At 38.9% G+C, this 17,720-nt stretch carries 16 protein-coding genes and 1 other annotated feature; all 16 genes read right to left on the bottom strand.

Annotation, left to right across the window (positions count from 1 at the left end):
* Positions 1-110 precede the first annotated feature (110 nt).
* Positions 111-986, bottom strand: a complete 876-nt coding sequence (locus NBX03_RS03300; protein WP_250229354.1) for a MotE family protein — start codon at positions 984-986, stop codon at positions 111-113.
* Positions 987-1,024: 38 nt separating this feature from the next.
* On the bottom strand, positions 1,025-1,462 hold the full coding sequence (fliJ, locus tag NBX03_RS03295; protein ID WP_250229353.1) for a flagellar export protein FliJ: 438 nt from the start codon (positions 1,460-1,462) through the stop codon (positions 1,025-1,027).
* 24 nt (positions 1,463-1,486) lie between these two features.
* Positions 1,487-2,791, bottom strand: coding sequence for a flagellar protein export ATPase FliI (fliI, locus tag NBX03_RS03290; RefSeq protein WP_250230211.1), 1,305 nt, complete (start codon positions 2,789-2,791; stop codon positions 1,487-1,489).
* Between the two features lie 13 nt (positions 2,792-2,804).
* Positions 2,805-3,635 (bottom strand): FliH/SctL family protein, encoded by an 831-nt coding sequence (locus NBX03_RS03285; protein WP_250229352.1) that lies wholly within the window; start codon positions 3,633-3,635, stop codon positions 2,805-2,807.
* Positions 3,628-4,656 carry a flagellar motor switch protein FliG gene (gene fliG, locus NBX03_RS03280; RefSeq protein WP_250229351.1) on the bottom strand — a complete coding sequence of 343 codons (1,029 nt, stop codon included), beginning with the start codon at positions 4,654-4,656 and terminating at the stop codon, positions 3,628-3,630. The genes NBX03_RS03285 and fliG overlap by 8 nt, the downstream gene beginning before the upstream one ends.
* A 5-nt stretch (positions 4,657-4,661) precedes the next feature.
* A complete protein-coding gene (locus NBX03_RS03275) occupies positions 4,662-6,335 on the bottom strand; it encodes a flagellar M-ring protein FliF C-terminal domain-containing protein (RefSeq protein WP_250229350.1) in 1,674 nt (557 codons plus the stop codon).
* Positions 6,336-6,370: 35 nt separating this feature from the next.
* Entirely contained in the window at positions 6,371-6,700 is a 330-nt protein-coding gene (locus NBX03_RS03270; protein ID WP_250229349.1) for a flagellar hook-basal body complex protein FliE, read from the bottom strand.
* Positions 6,701-6,724: 24 nt separating this feature from the next.
* A complete protein-coding gene (gene flgC / locus NBX03_RS03265; RefSeq protein ID WP_250229348.1) occupies positions 6,725-7,174 on the bottom strand; it encodes a flagellar basal body rod protein FlgC in 450 nt (149 codons plus the stop codon).
* A gap of 19 nt (positions 7,175-7,193) precedes the next feature.
* Positions 7,194-7,571, bottom strand: coding sequence for a flagellar basal body rod protein FlgB (gene flgB, locus NBX03_RS03260; RefSeq protein ID WP_250229347.1), 378 nt, complete (start codon positions 7,569-7,571; stop codon positions 7,194-7,196).
* 231 nt (positions 7,572-7,802) lie between these two features.
* Positions 7,803-9,068 (bottom strand): phosphoribosylamine--glycine ligase, encoded by a 1,266-nt coding sequence (gene purD / locus NBX03_RS03255; protein WP_250229346.1) that lies wholly within the window; start codon positions 9,066-9,068, stop codon positions 7,803-7,805.
* A complete protein-coding gene (gene purN / locus NBX03_RS03250) occupies positions 9,065-9,682 on the bottom strand; it encodes a phosphoribosylglycinamide formyltransferase (protein ID WP_250229345.1) in 618 nt (205 codons plus the stop codon). Before purN ends, purD begins: the two co-directional genes overlap by 4 nt.
* A complete protein-coding gene (gene purM, locus NBX03_RS03245) occupies positions 9,670-10,701 on the bottom strand; it encodes a phosphoribosylformylglycinamidine cyclo-ligase (protein ID WP_323373275.1) in 1,032 nt (343 codons plus the stop codon). Before purM ends, purN begins: the two co-directional genes overlap by 13 nt.
* 350 nt (positions 10,702-11,051) lie before the next feature.
* On the bottom strand, positions 11,052-11,399 hold the full coding sequence (locus NBX03_RS03240; RefSeq protein ID WP_250229343.1) for a DUF4870 domain-containing protein: 348 nt from the start codon (positions 11,397-11,399) through the stop codon (positions 11,052-11,054).
* A gap of 768 nt (positions 11,400-12,167) precedes the next feature.
* Positions 12,168-13,559, bottom strand: a complete 1,392-nt coding sequence (locus NBX03_RS03235) for a tetratricopeptide repeat protein (protein WP_250229342.1) — start codon at positions 13,557-13,559, stop codon at positions 12,168-12,170.
* Between the two features lie 6 nt (positions 13,560-13,565).
* Positions 13,566-13,718, bottom strand: a complete 153-nt coding sequence (locus NBX03_RS03230) for a hypothetical protein (protein WP_250229341.1) — start codon at positions 13,716-13,718, stop codon at positions 13,566-13,568.
* A 542-nt stretch (positions 13,719-14,260) separates the two neighbouring features.
* Positions 14,261-16,897, bottom strand: a complete 2,637-nt coding sequence (locus tag NBX03_RS03225) for a valine--tRNA ligase (protein ID WP_250229340.1) — start codon at positions 16,895-16,897, stop codon at positions 14,261-14,263.
* A gap of 562 nt (positions 16,898-17,459) precedes the next feature.
* Positions 17,460-17,710: a binding site (T-box leader), on the bottom strand.
* Between the last annotated feature and the right edge of the window lie 10 nt (positions 17,711-17,720).

Genomic DNA, 17,720 nt, shown 5'->3' with positions numbered 1-17,720 from the left:
CTTTGACCGGCACTCGGCCGGCTATACATATTAGGTCCAGTAAATAAATTTAGTCTTTTTTGAAGTTTATTTACTGTATATGTCAAGCCCTTTTAAATTCAGGCCTCACATTAGTTCTCAGGGTACATCCTTTTTGTTGCCATGGCGGCGCTTTCCGGCTTCATAGCCGCCAATACGGAAGCGCTTTGCTCTGCCGGAAGCGCTTTCAATATGCTTACCACCAAATCAATATCGGTTGAAACCATTTTCTCAAATATACCTGCGGCAGCAGACTCGTCCATATTCTGGAAGGTGCTGATATACTTTTTAAATTCTTTTGAAGAACTTATTTCACCAACAATCTCTCTGTATATTATTTCGGCATTTTCAGGAGAAATCTGACTGTAAAATTTCTCATATTCTGAAGGTTTTTCAGATGCAATCATTCTGTCAAATTCTTCCTTTTCCGCTCTGAATTCAAGCTGCTGGGATTCAAATTCTTTAAGCCTTAATACCTCTTGGGCGTAAAGCTCATTTCTTTTTTCAAGGTCTGATTTTTCTTCTTCAAGAGATTTTATTTTTCCCTCAAGCTCTGAAATTTTAAGGCTTAATTCCTCAGCATCAGGCTTAGAATCATCGGGAAGTATAAGATTATTAGCTATGGGAAGCTTTTCTCTTATGCTTTTAAAATTGATATTCCCCATGCCAAACAAATTAAATCTATAGGCACCATATAAAATTCCGGCGATAAAAGCAGTAATGAAAAGAAGCATAATAAGCCTTCTGCCAATACTCTTGCCTTCTTTTTTAGGTTTTTTTTCCTTTTTAGGCTTCTTTTCTTTTTTCTTTTTTTCTTTTTTATCAGAGGCTTCCTGAGGTTCTTCTCCGACGGCTTCACCTATAGGCCTTATGGGAGAATCCTCTGAGGCGTCGCTGTCTTCTACATACAGCTCATCGTCCAAGTCCTTAGCCTCTTCAATTTTTTCCTTTTTCTTAAATAACGCCATACACGCCTCCGGTAAAGGGCAATGCCATAAGGCAAAGCCTAGCTGTTATATTTATAGCTGACGATTTCATCGGTAACTCTTTGTTCGCTTCGTTTTTCTTCTATAATATAATTTTCATGCTGGTTTTCTTTTAGCTTTTCAAATTTTTTCTTCTCTTTTGTGGCTTCTACAAGCTCTTCTCTTTTTTTCTCAACTTCCGCATTGGCCCTTTTAACTTTTATGGCCTGCTCTTCTATTTTAAATTTCAAAGCTTCTATGTAATTTGAAAAGTCGGCTGATTCCTTAGGGTTTATAGCTGAGGAAACATTTACTTTAAACGTGGCGACAGAATCTTCCCGCCTTTTATTGAGGCTATTTAAAAGGATTTTTTCTGCCTCCAGCTTTTTCATAGCCATGCCGAATTCCTGCTTTTTTTGTTCCTCAAGGCTGTATTTTATTTTAAGGATGCTTTCCATGGAAAAAGTAAATTTAGCCAAAATAACCGCTCCTTAAATATATAATCAGGAAATTATCTGAGACATTTGATCGGTCACTTCATCAAAGTCAAATTTTTCTTCTACTGTCTGGGTTAAGAAGTCTTGAATTGCCCTGTTCTTCTTTATTGCATAGTCAATCTCGGGGTTACTGCCTGCGGCGTAAGCGCCTATATTAATCAAATCCTCGGCACCGCTATATACAGCCATAGTCTTTTTTATAAGATTGGCATTTTTTTTATGTTCAGGTGTAACTATATCACCCATTACACGGGATACGCTGGCTAAAACGTCTATTGCCGGATAATGGTTTTTGTTGGCTATTTTTCTGTCTAAAACGATATGCCCGTCCAAAATTCCCCTGGCAGTATCCGTAACCGGCTCTGTAAGATCGTCTCCGTCTACAAGAACCGTATAAAGACCTGTAATAGAACCTTTATCGGAATTTCCCGCTCTTTCAAGAAGCTGAGGCATTACAGAAAACACTGAAGGGGTATACCCTCTCGAAACGGGAGGTTCTCCTGTTGCAAGGCCGACTTCCCTTTGGGCCATGGCATATCTTGTAAGAGAGTCCATCAAAAGGAGTACATCTAAACCCTTGTCCCTAAAATACTCTGCAACGGAAGTCGCTGCCTGGGCCGCCTTTATTCTTACAAGGGCCGGCTGGTCTGAGGTGGCTATTACCAGGACGCTTCTTTGAAGGCCTTCTTCACCCAAGTCTTTTTCTATAAATTCTCTTACTTCTCTTCCCCGCTCTCCAATAAGAGCAATGACATTAACATCGGCCTTTGTATTTCTTGCAATCATACCCATAAGGGTGGATTTTCCAACGCCGCTTCCTGCAAATATGCCTACCCTCTGGCCCTTTCCAATGGTCAAAAGACCGTCTATGGCCTTTACGCCAAGAGGAAGCGGCTCTGCAATTCTGTTTCTTTTCAAAGGGTCCGGCGCATTATTTGATATGGGCATATTCCTGCCGTTTATAATATCAGGCCCGCCGTCCATAGGATCCCCTAAGCCGTTTAAAATCCTTCCGAGAATATCGTCGGATACTTTAACGGTAATAGGCAAATCGCTTGCTTCAACAATAGAGCCGGGGCCGATGCCCTCCATTTTTCCAAGGGGCATCAGAAGTATTTTATTATCTACAAAGCCCACCACTTCCGCCATAACAGGCGGTTTTTCATTATTGCTTTTTATGAAGCATTTGCTCCCGACGTTAACGTCCGGACCAATGGATTCAATTGTAAGTCCTACTACTTGAGTTACTCTTCCGAATTTTTTTATGTAAGAGCGTTCAAACAAGCCGCGGTATTTTTTTAAATCAAGCATCTGGCTCACAACATCACCTGTTTTTCAATATGAAATACATATTCTTTTTTAGTTCCTTATACTGATCTTCTATATTGCAATTAATACTGCCAAAGGAGGTTTCTATAATGCATTGGCCTTTGGATAAGGCCATATCTTCCATAAATTCTATATTTGCCATGGTTTCAACAGTGGCAAGAATACTGTTTTTATTTTTAACGGCATGTTCGAAATCTTCTTTGGAAATATGAACGGAAATATCTCCCGTCATGGTGGCTTGTCTTAGTCCCTTTTTAATCAACAGAAGCACTACATCCGGATTGATATCTACTTCATCGGAAACAAGCTTCTTCACAAGACCTAAAATAAGCTCGACGATTTCCGGCTCGGTGCTTTCGATTAGTTCTTCTTTGTATTTAACGGCATCTTCTCTGATTTTAAGGGCTTCTTCTTTAATTTCTTCACCCTTTTTAACACCTATGGCCATACCGTCGTCATAGCCTTTTTTTCTTGCGTCTTCTCGTATGGTTTCAGCTTCTTCTTCGCCTGTCTTTATTGCCTTAAGGCGTAAATCCTCGCCTTCAATCTGTGCTTGTTCTATAATCGCTGCTTTTTCTTCTTCAGCAGATTGAATTATTTCCTGGGTTTTCATTTCAGCTTCTTTCAGCTTCTTTTGGATTATTATTTCTGTTTCTTTAAGGAGCTTTTCTTGAGAGGCTTTCAATTCTTCCGGTATTTCCGCTATATTGTTTTCGAGGGTCTTCTCTTCTTTTATAGGCTCTGGCTCAGGCGCAGGCATAACTGCAATGCTCACTCTGTTGTTTTTGTCGACGACTATGTTCGAAGCCTTAAATATCTTAGACAATTACCTCATCTCCCCCGCCTCTTGCAACAATAATTTCACCTGTATCCTGAAGCCTTCTGATAACGGCAACAATCTTCTGCTGAGCTTCCTCAACATCCGCCTTGCGGACAGGACCCATAAATTCCATATCCTCTTTTATCATGGCTGCAAGGCGCTTTGAAAGGTTTGAGAAGATAAGCTTCTTAACCTCTTCATTGGCGCCTTTAAGGGCAATGGCAAGTTCCTTATTGTCAATATCCTGACGAAGCACAAGCTGTACGTCTCTGTTGGAAAGGGAGATAATGTCGTCAAAGATGAACATTTTCTTCCTGATTTCATCGGAAAGCTCGTAATCGTCAACTTCAAGGGTTTCCATAATATTCTTCTCCGTTGTTCTGTCAACAGAGTTTAATATATCTACAACGGAATCGATACCGCCGATAGTGGCATAGCCTTCTGTAACAAGGTTTGAGAATTTTTTCTCAAGGGCATGTTCAACTTCTTTGATTACCTCAGGGGAGGTTCTGTTCATAACGGCAATTCTTCTTACGACGTCTGCCTGCTTTTCCGGCGCAAGCTCTGAAAGCACCTGCCCTGCCTGCTGCGGCTTAAGATAAGATAAAATAAGGGCTATCGTCTGGGGATGCTCGTTTTGTATAAAGTTTATAACCTGGTTGGCATCGGCCTTTCTTACAAAGTCGAAAGGACGCACCTGCAAAGAGCTTGTCATCTTTGAAATAATCTCAAAGGCCTTCTGTTCTCCGAGGGCCTTCTCGAGAATCTGTTTGGCGTAAGTGATACCGCCTTCCGTAATATACTGCTGTGCAAGGCATATCTGATAAAATTCGTCAAGCACCGCTTCTTTAACTTCCGGCAGAACTGTAGTAATATTTGCTATTTCCAAGGTAATAGCTTCTATTTCTTCTTCTTTAAGATGCTTAAATATCTGCGCCGATTTTTCAGGCCCAAGAGTAATAAGCAAAATTCCGGCCTTTTGTCTTCCGGTATATCTGGCCATGTAAGCTGCGATATTTTCAGGCATATTTATCACTCCCAACCTTCCTGAAGCCAGTTGCGAAGAAGCTGGGCAACTGCATCAGGCTTTTCGTCAACAAACTTATCAATCTGCTTTTTAACCTCTGATTCAAGGGTATAATCAATATCCTTCAATTTTTCCGCTTCTACTTCCTTAGCCTCCTCAAGCTGGGTACTTACAAGCAGGTCTTCAACTGCAAGCTCCGGTTCAGCTTCTTTAGCGGCAACAATAACCTCTTCAATATCCTGACGGTTTCTCTTAATCAAGCCGTAAGCAAGCATAAGAACGAGAATTACAAGGATTACGTAGATGATGATTTGCTGCCAGTCTACGGGTACTTTAACTTCGTCAACAAAGGTATATACCTCATACCCTACAATGGTGAGATTTTCAAGACCCGTACCGACTCTTAAGGCCTCTACAAGCTCCTCGTCAATATCAAGCCTTTTCGGCGTTGTGTTTTGTTTATATTCATACCAGCTTATATCGTTAAGAAGGCCGTTTGCCCTCATTTGCTCTTCGCGTATGGTTTTATAATTAAATGCCGTAATGGAAGCGGAAGACTCGTTTAAAATCACATCGCCCACACTTTTTTCGGTTATGGTTTTTCTCTCGTTTACTTTATATTCGTCTGTATTGCTTTTTTTAGATGCATTAAAATCGCTTCCCGATTCGGCTTGTGTCTGATAGCTTTCCGCAACGCTGTCATTGGAATATAAACCTGGTTCCTCTCCTGCATTTCCGCTGCCGGAAGCGCTTTCCGTATTTTTCTGGCTGTAGGCAAGAACACCTGTGCTGGCATCATCAGTATAAGGCGTATATCTTGTTTCCTCTTCTTTTATTTTGTTGTTATCAAGTTTAAGATTGATATGTACCTTAACATCATCAAACATGGGAGAAAGAAGCGTGAGTATATCATACTGCATCTCTCTTCTTCTCTGCATTTCTCTTTCGTATTCCGTGGCAAGCTTCTCCTCTTCGCTTTCATCTGCAACGGGAAATACCACTTCTTTATATTGGTTCGTAATTACTATATTATCAAGGGTAAGACCCTTAACTCCGGCGGCAACTGTGTTTGCGATGGCCTGAGCCTGTTCTTTTGTGGTCTTTTCGCTTTCCGTTATAAATACCGATGCGGTGGTCACCTGATTATCCTTAATAAAAAGCCCATTGGTTTCAGGGATATTAAGAACAATCATGGCATCGGCGATGCCCTGCATACGCCTTATGATTGCGGCAAGCCTGTCCTGAAGAGCGACGCGGCTCATTTCCTTCTTTACGCCTTCGGATACGCCTATTCCGCTGTTGGCAAAAAGGTCTTGGGTGGTAAAGGCTTCCTCAGGCTCTATGGCAGTCGATGCGTCCGTATGCACTCTTACGGCAATCTGAGCCTCAAATACGTCCTTATCTCTTACCTTTATGGAGCGCCCGCCCTCGAAAACCTTATTTTTTATTCCTGCCTCATCAAGAGCCGTCTTGACCTGGGAAATCGTTGTTATATCCTCGTTCGCCACAAGAACTTCGTATTTAGGCTTTAGTGTCAAGAAAAGCGTGAGGCCTATACATATGATTAAGACGCCAAGAGCCGCAAAAAATCGTATCTTTTGCGGTTTCTCAAGCTTATTCCATTTATCTGAAACATTGGTACTTATATTAGAAAAAAATTTCTGCAACCTCTCCTGCATGGCTTTCCCTCACTCCGTTGGTGATTTTATAAAGGCTATAACTGCATTGCCATAATTTGCTTATAGGAATCGACGATCCTGTTGGTAATTTGAAGCGTAAACGACAAAGCGGTATATGCCTTTTGCTCAGCCAAAGTAACGGCTACCAGATCGTCCGTCCTTCCGGCTATATAGTCTGTCTGGAGCTTCTCGGCCTGAAGCTCAAATCTGCTGGTTTCATCATACAAATTTACAGCAGCATTAAAAAATTCACCGAAACCGGAGCCTACAGATATGTTTTTTTCTTTATTGTCTAAACCTTTATCTATGTAAGAATAATTATGTATTTTATCCAAGCCCGATAATTTATTGTCTATAGAATCCATTTAATAAATCCTCCCGGAAAATAATTACTTGTTTATCTCCATGGTTTTATTAATCATAGCCTTGGTCGTGTTAAATGCCGTAACATTAGCCTCATAGGACCTTTGGGCAGATATCATGTTTACCATTTCACTGACGATGTTTACATTTGAATGCTCCACATACCCATCGGCATCGGCATCGGGGTGTGTTGGATTATATTCTTTCGCGCCTGGCGTATCGTCGGTTATAATCTTTGATACTTTTACGCCTTTCCCGGTACTTTTATTGTACTTATTAACCGCATCTACAAAATAGCCTGAAAAATCCACAGGCTTTAATTCCTGAAACAAAACGCTTTTTCTTTTATACGGAGTTCCATCCGCAGTCTTTGTGGTGCTTGCGTTAGCTATATTTTGAGATATAATATCCATTCTTAAGCGCTGGGCGCTAAGACCGGTAACGCTTGTATCCATAGTACCGAAAAAATCAGACATTGTCCTGCCTCCCTATATTTTATTTGCTTGTAAGCACCATATTGATTCTCTTATAGTTGTTTATCAAGCTATTTGCCATGACATCATATTTCACTGAGTTTTTATATAGCTCGGCCATTTCACTTTCTATATCCACATTGTTTCCGTCAAGCCTGTAGCTAAAGTTCTTGTTTATTTTTCTAATCTGAGGTTTTGAATTATCCAAATCCACATAGCCTGTCTCTTTCGCTTTATCAAGCTGCCGGTCCAGAAGGGTTTCAAAATCAACGGTACTTTTTTTAAACCCCGGAACCTCAGCGTTGGCTATGTTGTTCACTATGACTGAATTTTTTAAATTAGAGGCGCCCATAGCAGCACCAATAAGGGAATTATTGGCAAACATACCATCAAATACCATATTTTTCACCTTTTTCTGAATTTATTGGGCAGAAATATTTGTGGAACGCACAAAGCTCAATACTTGTTTTTCGGCATAATTCGCGTAATAGTTTAGCATTTTTTTAGACAAAATATAGTAGTAATTGATTGACTTTGCGCCCTAAAATGCACTTGACACAAGATACAGATACTTAATCGCGATTAAACATCTATATCTTGTGATGAGATTATAAAAATTTTTAAAATTTATTTAAATTCCTTTAAGAGCAATATCTTTACGGTAAAAAGCACCGTCGAAGGAGATTGTTTCAGCCGCTTCATATGCTTTATTTCTGGCTTCTTCGATGGTTTTTCCTCTGGCGCAGACCGAAAGAACTCTTCCCCCATTTGTAATTATATTCGTACCCTTTTCTTTTGTTCCTGCATGAAAAATAATAATGTCCTGCGAAGATTTATAGAAATTTAGTCCTTTAATTTCAAAGCCCTTCTCGTAATTTTCAGGATAACCGCCGCTTGCCATAACAACACAGACTGCCGCATTATCCTCCCACTGAATTTTTATTTTATCAAGGGTTCCTTCCTGACAGGCTAAAAGGATTTCAAGCAAATCCGTCTTAAGCCTTAACATGACGGACTGGGTTTCCGGATCTCCGAATCTTGCATTATATTCTATGACCTTGGGCCCTTTTTGGGTTAAAATCAATCCTAAAAAAAGAATACCCTGAAAAGGCCTTCCCTCTGTACGCATAGCGTTTATAGTAGGCTTGAGTATTCTTTCAAAGCAGAACTCTTCTATTTCTTTTGTATAAACCTTACAGGGGCTGAAGGAACCCATTCCCCCTGTGTTTAACCCTTTATCATAATCCATTGCTTTTTTGTAATCCTGAGCAGGAACCATAGGAATCGCAGTCCTTCCGTCGCAAAAAGCAAGAACCGATACTTCTTCCCCTTCCAGGAATTCTTCAATCACTATTTTTCTGCCTGAACCGCCAAATTTTTCCATAACCATCATTTCGTCAATGGCTGTTGCTGCCTCATCAAAGGTTTGGCATATAATTACACCTTTTCCCAAGGCAAGGCCGTCGGCCTTTATTACAAGAGGATAGTCTGAATCTTCTGCATACTGCAAAGCCTCTTCACGGTTTGAAAAGGTTCTGTATTTTGCCGTGGGAATATGGTTTCGCTCCATAAAATCTTTAGAAAATGCCTTGCTGGCCTCAATAAGCGCAGCACTCTTTGTGGGCCCTAAAATCTTAAGCCCTCTTTCATTAAACCTGTCAACGATACCCATGGAAAGGGGTTCTTCATTGCCCACTATCGTAAATTCAATATGATTCTTTTCAACAAAGGCAATTAAGCCTTCTATATCAGAAGCTGATATGTCTATGCAGTGGGCTTCTGACCCAATTCCTGCGTTTCCAGGAGCACAGTATATCTCATGTTTCTTGGAAGCCGCATTTAGCTTCCATATGATCGCGTGTTCTCTGGCTCCGCCTCCAACTACTAAAAGCCTCATACAATAATCCTCCTGATTTTTGCCTTGCCGTTTTCTATATAAACTCTGCCTTCTGCTATAAGCTTTAAAGACTCGGGAAGTATTGCCTGCTCCGCTTCCTCCATGACTCTTTTTTGAAGGCTCTGCGGTGTGTCGTCATCCATAACAGCAACAGCCCGCTGCATTATTATTGGCCCTGTATCCGTACCTTCGTCGATAAAATGGACAGTAGCCCCTGTAATTTTTATTCCTCTTTCCAATGCCTTTTCGTGAACTTTTATGCCGTAAAAGCCCTTTCCGCAGAAAGAAGGAATTAAAGAAGGATGAATATTTACTATTTTGTGTCTGTATCTATGGATTATTTCAGAGCTTAAAACCTTTAAAAAGCCGGCTGCAACAATAAGCTCTGCTTTGCTTTCTTCAAGAGCCGAAAGCAGATTTTCATTGAAGTCTTTATTAAATTCAATAACTTTTGTATCAATATTATGCTTTTTTGCCCTTTCAAGAGCATAAGCGTCTTTATTGTCACTAATGACCCTATTAATTTTACAGTCAAGCTCACCGGAATTTATCTTATCTATGATTGCCTGAAGATTGGTTCCGCCGCCTGATACTAAAACGGCTATCTGTAACATATTTCAATTCTCCTGGAATCATCTTTTCTTACTTCGCCGATGATATAGGCCTTTTCATCAAGAGATTTTAAAACCGAAAGAGTCTTATCTGCATCTTCCTTAGAAACAGCCATAACTAGAGAAATTCCCATGTTAAGGGTGTTATACATAACGTCCTTAGAGACATTGCCCTGACCTGCTATTAAATTAAATATAGGGGGTATTTCCCATGTTCCTTCATTAATAAAAGCACAGACCCCTTCTGGAAGCATACGGGGAATATTTTCTATAAATCCGCCGCCTGTAATATTGCTGATACCCTTTATCTTCACCTTTGATATAAGCTCAAGAACGGTTTTGGCATAAATTCTTGTGGGCTTTAAAAGCTCCTCCCCTAAGGTGCAGCCTAATTCATCGTAATATTTACTTATATTTTCTTTGGAAATATCAAAGACCTTGCGTACAAGGGAATAGCCGTTTGAATGAAGCCCGCTGGATTCGACGCCTATAAGAATATCGCCGTCTGAAATCGTTTTACCGTCAATAATATCCGCTTTATCTAAAATACCTACGCAAAATCCTGCCAAATCATATTCGTCTTCAGGATAAAAGCCGGGCATTTCCGCCGTTTCCCCTCCTATGAGTGCAGCTCCGCTTTCCTTGCAGCCGGCAGATATGCCTTTTACAATCTGCTCTATCTTTTCAGGATAATTCTTACCGCAGGCTATATAATCAAGAAAAAACAGCGGCCTTGCTCCGCAGCATACGATATCGTTTACGCACATTGCTACGCAGTCAATGCCGACTGTATCGTGCTTATCCATTAAAAATGCAATTTTAAGTTTCGTACCTACACCGTCTGTTCCTGAAACAAGAACAGGCTCTTTCATATCTTTTGCTGCCGACAGGGAAAAAAGGCCGCTAAACGAGCCTAAATCATTCAAAACATCTTTCGTATAGGTCTCTTTCACATGCCTTTTAATAAGCTCTACCGACTTGTATCCCGCTTCAACGTCCACGCCTGCGGATTTATAATCCATACCCATTTAGTTCCTCCCAGCAATTATAACCAAAACTTTAAATATCTTTTTGTTAATGAAGCCTAAGAATCTTTTTTGTTCTATCATCTTCTTCGCCTAAATTATGGCTTAAAAAATACAGCTGCTACAGGGGTAAAGACTGCAAAAAATTCGACAAAACCCCAGATTTTTGTTTATATTTCTACCTTGTTTTCTATATTCTCACACATTAGCCTTCCTTTGTCAAGGTATTGTCATATATGAAAAGTAAAATATATGTAATATCCGAAAACAAATATTATTATCTAAATACGCTTATGTAAAATGCATAAAAATAAGCCTTCTAAGAAGGCTTATTTTTATAATAATCTTTATTTGTAAACCTGCTGATGGCAGGCATCTCCAATAATAGGGACTCTGAAATTCTTGCCTACATAAGCTGAATATATAAGGTATACATAGGCTACAAAAGAGGCAAGGTCAATAAGTCTTATTAAAAGGCCCATGAAAGGCAGAAAGCTTATTATTCCAAGAAGGAATGTAAGTACCCATAGTCCTCCAAAGAGAATTGTAGACTGCAGTGCATGAAACTTGACATTTCTATTATTGTTTCCTGAAACAGTTTCACCTATATAGAAGAATAAACCTGTGGCAGGGCCTAAAACGTATGCCAGCATTCCTGCAAGTCTCTCGTTTATTTTTATAAAAGATTCACCCATAATACATCTCCTTCAAATAATAATTGTAGCTAAACACTTTAATTAAGGTAACAACAATCCTATATTTTAAATGGCTTGAATATAAAGCTGTTTATGAAAAATAGATTTTATTGCTTCCTTAAGGCTGTTTTGATATAGCATAAAATCAACGGCTGATTTCTTGTGTTTAACTTAAAACTCTTTCCTTGTTTTATACTAAGATATACGCGCTATACTTATATTGGTCTGCGAAAACTTTCAATATTTATAGGGTAAAAAATCAGAAGCATAATAAATTTATTATGAAGAAGCAACAAACGCCTATTCACTTAAGCCTCAGCATTATCAAATAAAAAACATGGTTGATAACCATAAGAAAACCTCAATAAAAAAAGGGTTACAGGCTTACGCCTGTATCCTTTTCCAAGTTTGCTTCGTATAAAAACATGGATTGCTTTCGCAAACACAGTGAAATTATCTTTATACTGCAATAATCATAAGGCTTTTAATATATAAAATCAAATAAAGGCAGTTTTAGAAAAGGCCATTTGTTCTGTTTCTTCTATTATAAGCATCTGGTTTTTAGGGATATAAAATAAGAGAAAAGCAAATTGACATTGCCGCTATTTTATATGAATCAAGAAATATATGGCTTTAACATGTTAACTTTAAATTTAATATATAGCTAACAAAGGTCTCTGATGCCAAAACCCTGAATACTATAAGTCTTTTCATTAAAAAAGCCGGAAAATCCGGCTTTTATTTAGTCTCTTTAAAAATATAAAATAATTACCCTTCCATTGCATTCATCCTGTTTTTTGTAGCGCTCGTTCTATTGGAATTAGGGTATTTTTCCAAAACCATATTATAATAAAGCTTGGCTTTTTCCAAATCCTTATCCTCTTCAGCTATACGGCCGAGAAAATAGGCGGCATCGTCTATAAAGTTGGCATCTTCCGCCGCATAGATAATGCAGGATTCAAAAGAGCGCCTTGCGTCTTCATATTCAGCTTTATTGAAGCTTGATACGCCTTGATCATAATAAGTAGAGGCCGCCTTCTTATATATCTCTTCCTTGGCATTTTCATATTTTGTCATGTTTTCTTCGTCAAGCCCTGTAGGGTCGATGGAATATATAACCGACGCCGCTTCTCCCGTTTCTCCGTTAGAATAAAGCTCCAGCGCAGAGTTTAATGTACTTACCTTTCTCTGCACCGTAACCTCTGAATTTAAATGGGCATTTTCTTCTTTAACTTTTGTATTTTCTTCCGTAAGAGCTGTTATTTTGTCGTTAAGTTCTGTTTCTTTTGTCTTTTGGGCCTCTTCCATGGAAGTTATTTTATCTTCGAGCTGTGTTATTTTATTATCCCTTTCCTCCGTAGCCCCGGGAATCACAAGGATATACATAAGGGCAAGAACGCAAATACAGCCTGCAAAAAAGCTTACAAACTCGGCAAAGTAAAAATTGTTTCCAAAAAGCTTCTTTCTGCTTTCGGGCGTAAGCATGGCTGTTGACGTAACGGGAGATACCTTCTTTGGCTCTTTCTTTTCCGAAGGCTTCGGCCTTTGTCTATTGGGAAATACTTCATTATAATAATTTAATGCTATGGGGTTATTAATATCAAGCTCAAGAACCTTGACGATAAGCTGAGAAGCCTTTTGCTTTTCATTTTGAATTAAATAGCAAAATGCCAATAAGTTCATCGCATCAATAAATTTAGGGCTAAGCTCTATCGCTTTTTTAAGCTGTATAATAGCGATATCGTCGGATTTCTGGTCTATATAGCCAAGGGCATTATTATACATTTCTATGGCATCATCCAGCATGTCCATATCTTTAGGGCTTTTTTGAACCCTTTCTATATACTTCACGGCAGGGTTCATCTCGCTCATTAAAGAGGCGCTTATGACCCATTGCTTTAAGGCATCACCAATATGCCCTGTTTCATAAAAAACAAGACCGAGAAGATTTCTGGCATAATAATTGTTTTTGTTAAACTGTATGCTCTTCATAAGAGCGTCTGAAGCCCCGGACAAATCCCTTACCTTAGCAAGGTTCAGCCCCTTATTATAAAGAACGTCGGATATTTTAAGGGTCTTTTCAAACAAAACTACATCGATTCCGCAGCTGGGGCAGATATTACTGTCTTTGATTTCCTGCTTGCAATTGGGACAATTCAACTTTATCTACTCCTTGTCACTTTTCTGGGCGACCTGATCGGTAATATACTGAAGCAAATCCATCATGTCCTTTATTTCGTCTGTCTGTATAGAGGAGCCTACCTCGCCTATTCCCAAAATAGGTTTATACTTGCTTATTTCTTCCATAAAATCTATCATAAAAGCCTCCTAAATCCATCACTATTTATGTATACTTGAATTCCTATGAATAATATTATTGTCAATTTACTTCTGCTTTTTATTTTAAACCTTCTAAAGACAAATCTGCAGGAGCATAAAGTAAACAGACTATATACTTAAACGAACTTGAAAAAAGACGCAAGGTATCTTGTAGCCCTTTTCAAACCTGTTAAATATAATACAATCGAAATTAAGAATATGTCCATACTGTACTAAACAAACTAAAAAATTATACAATCCCCAGCTTGTAAATCGTTTTTTAAATACACATCCTCTTATCATTAATAAGCAAATTTTTAAATTCATGAACTATATATTAAACATATAAATTTATTATACACTTAATCCGCCTTTATTTACAATACTGCATATTGACTATTATTCTATTTTAATAATTTCTTAATGAAAGTTCATAATTATCGGGATTTTTTTGGTAAAAGTTCACGCCTTAACAAAGTTCACCCATTTTTCATAGAAAGTTTAAAAAATAATAAAAGGGCCTTAGGCCCTTTTTATTATTTTTACATTTTTTCTTTTATATTGTCAAGCTGTCTTTTAACCTGGTCATAAAGGCCGATATACTTTTCCTTCTTTTCGTTTTCAGCGTCTATAAGAGATTGGGGGGCCTTTGAGGTAAAGCCTTCGTTTGAAAGCTTGCCTTCTGCTCTTTTGATTTCTTTTTCTATTTTATCAAGCTCTGCTTCAAGTCTTTTTATCTCTTTAGAAATATCCACAAGCTCTTCAAAAGGAAGATATATATTGGCATTCGGTATGATAACAGATACCGCATCGTCGGAAACACCTGCCTTTTCCTCCTGAATAATAATTTCAGAAGCCGAAGCCAAATTCTTTATATAAGAACTTTGGGTTTCAAAAAGGCTTCCTATGGTTTGATCTTTCGTAACTATAATCATCTTCGCCTTTTTAGAAGGGGCAACATTCATTTCCGCTCTGATATTTCTTATACCCTTTACTGCTGTTTTTATAAGTTCTATGGCCTCTTCGTCTTCGGAAAAGCACATAGCCTCGTCATATTCAGGCCATTTTGAAAGCATAATGGTTTCTTCTTCACTTTGGAGGGTCATAAATATCTCCTCAGTAACAAAAGGCGTATAAGGGTGCAAAAGCTTAAGGATTTGAATAAGCACCTTATGAAGGGTATAAAGAGCAGCGCCTCTCGTAGGGTCTTCCTTATTATAGAGCCTTGGCTTAACCATCTCTATATACCAGTCACAGTATTCATCCCATGCAAAATCATATATTTTCTGGAGAGAAACACCAAGGTCGTAATTTTCGAGATTATAAGTAACCTCTTTTATTAAGGTATTGCATTTTGAAAGTATCCATTTATCCGTATGGTCAAGGCTTTCGGGCTCTTTTATTTCCTCGTCGAAATTCATCATAATGAACCTTGCAGCATTCCATATTTTATTGATGAAGTTTCTTGCAGACTCAACCTTTTCTTCGGAGAACCTAAGGTCGTTTCCTGCGGAATTGCCCATCATAAGAGAAAACCTTAAAGCATCTGCGCCGTATTTATCAATAACCTCCAGCGGGTCCACACCGTTATTTAAAGATTTGCTCATTTTTCTGCCCTGAGCGTCTCTAATAAGGCCATGAATTAAAACATCTTTAAACGGCAGCTCTCCTGTCTGTTCAATGGCTGAAAATACCATTCTTACAACCCAGAAGAAAATAATATCATAAGCCGTTACCAGAACATTCGTCGGGTAGAAATATTCAAGCTCCGGCGTCTTTTCCGGCCAGCCAAGGGTAGAAAAAGGCCAGAGGGCAGAGCTGAACCAGGTATCCAGAGAGTCCTCGTCCTGCTTTAAATTTGTACTGCTACATTTTTCACATTTTTCCGGTGCATGAACAGAAACATTAATATGACCGCACTCCTGACAGTAATAAGCGGGGATACGGTGACCCCACCAAAGCTGACGGGAAATACACCAGTCTCTGATATTTTCAAGCCAGTTCAAATACGTTTTTTCATACCGTTCGGGCACAAAATTAAGGCTTTTATCCTTAACGGCTTCAATGGCAGGCTTTGCCATTTCCTCCATTTTAACAAACCATTGGAGCTTGATTAAAGGTTCTATAACTTCATGGCATCTTTCATGAACTCCAACGGAATGCTTGATTTCTTCCATCTTTACGAAAAGGCCCATGTCCTTAAATTCTTCGATGATTTTCTTTCTTGCGTCGTACCGGTCTAACCCTTCATAAGGGCCGGCGTTTTTATTTAAAGTGCCGTCATCATTCATAATATTGATGGTTTCAAGTTGATTCCTAAGACCTACTTCATAGTCGTTGGGGTCGTGGGCAGGGGTTATTTTAACTACGCCTGTTCCGAAATCCTTTTCCACGTAGAAATCAGCAATAATGGGAATTCTTCTGTTTACAATGGGCACCGTAACAAATTTACCTACAAGATGGGTATATCTTTCATCCTCAGGGTTTACTGCGATAGCCGTATCTCCAAGCATGGTTTCAGGCCTTGTTGTGGCAAACTCCAGATATTCCTCTGTATCTTCAATAGGATATTTAAAGTGCCAGAAGCCGCCGGTTTTTTCCTCATGGTCAACCTCCGCGTCGGAAATAGTGGTTTTACATTTGGGGCACCAGTTAATCAGCTTTTCTCCTTTGTAAATCCAGCCTTTTTTATAAAGCTTTAAGAAAACCTCGTTAACGGCATTGTTTAGGCCTTCATCAAGGGTAAACCGTTCCCTGTCCCAGTCGCAGGAACCGCCGAGCTTTTTCAGCTGGGAAACAATTCTTCCGCCGAACTCGTTTCTCCATTCCCAAGCCCTTTCAAGGAAGCCTTCTCTGCCGATGTCCGCCTTGGTAACGCCTTCCTTGGCCATTTTTTCAACGATTTTTACCTCTGTTGAAATGCTGGCATGGTCTGTGCCCGGAAGCCATAAAACAGAATAGCCCTGCATACGCTTAGACCTGATTAAAATATCCTGCATGGTACAATTTAAGGCATGCCCCAAATGGAGCTGGCCTGTAATATTCGGCGGCGGTATCACAATTGAATAGGGCTTTTTATTTTTATCTATTTTTCCTGCAAAGTATTTCTTTTCAAGCCAGTTGCTGTAAATTCTATCTTCTATTTCCTTAGGATTATAGGTTTTTTCCAATTCCTTCATATAAACTCCTCCTGTTTTCTATGCTCATAAAATAATAATATATCATTTTCCTTATGCGGTTAATGAAAAGCCATAAGAATATTCGTAACTGTAAATTCGTTATATTTCAATTACCTGCATTTAAGTTAACCCTTCACAGGAATATTCTATAAAATATAGTGAATTTCTTATAAAGAAGTAACAAAAACCTATTCACTGCGGATTCATCGTTACCAAACAAAAACAAGTTTGAGTTTGATAACGATAAGAAATCGCTCACTTAAAAAAGATTTGCAGGCTTACGCCTGCATCCTTTTCCAAGTTCGCGTAGTATAAAAATACGGATTTCCTTCGGAAACGGTACATTTTTGAATCCTTGCAAATATACGGTTTTGTTACTGTTTAACTTTAAATTTACTATATCTTGTGTTGAACATCGTAGATTTTAATCATTTTTGCGGCATTTACTTCTGCCAAAATGCGAGGTTTAGAAAGTTTCTTTAGGAACTTGCTAAACCTGCCTACCGTGAAAACCCGTCAAAACTTTGTTTTGACGACGCCAATAAAAAAGCTCCCGTCCTTAGAAAAGGGCGAAAGCATCGCGGTACCACCTTAATTCTTGAATAATCAAGCTCTTATGGACATAAGCAAATAAAATAAGCCTATATCCGGCTTTTAACGCAGCCAACGTTTATATCTACTGGGCATTAACCCATTTTCAATATAAAAGCTCCAAAGCTACCTTCAGCAGTCCGTAAATAAGGCGCCTTTCAGCCGGTGAACGCCTCTCTCTAAAAATCGTGAATGCCTACTCCTCTTTTTCTCAGCTTTTATCTTATTAATT

The organism is Anaeropeptidivorans aminofermentans, assembly GCF_940670685.1.
In the GTDB taxonomy this organism is placed as follows: Bacteria; Bacillota; Clostridia; order Lachnospirales; family UBA5962; genus Anaeropeptidivorans; species Anaeropeptidivorans aminofermentans.
This window is presented reverse-complemented; position numbering and strand designations above follow the sequence as displayed.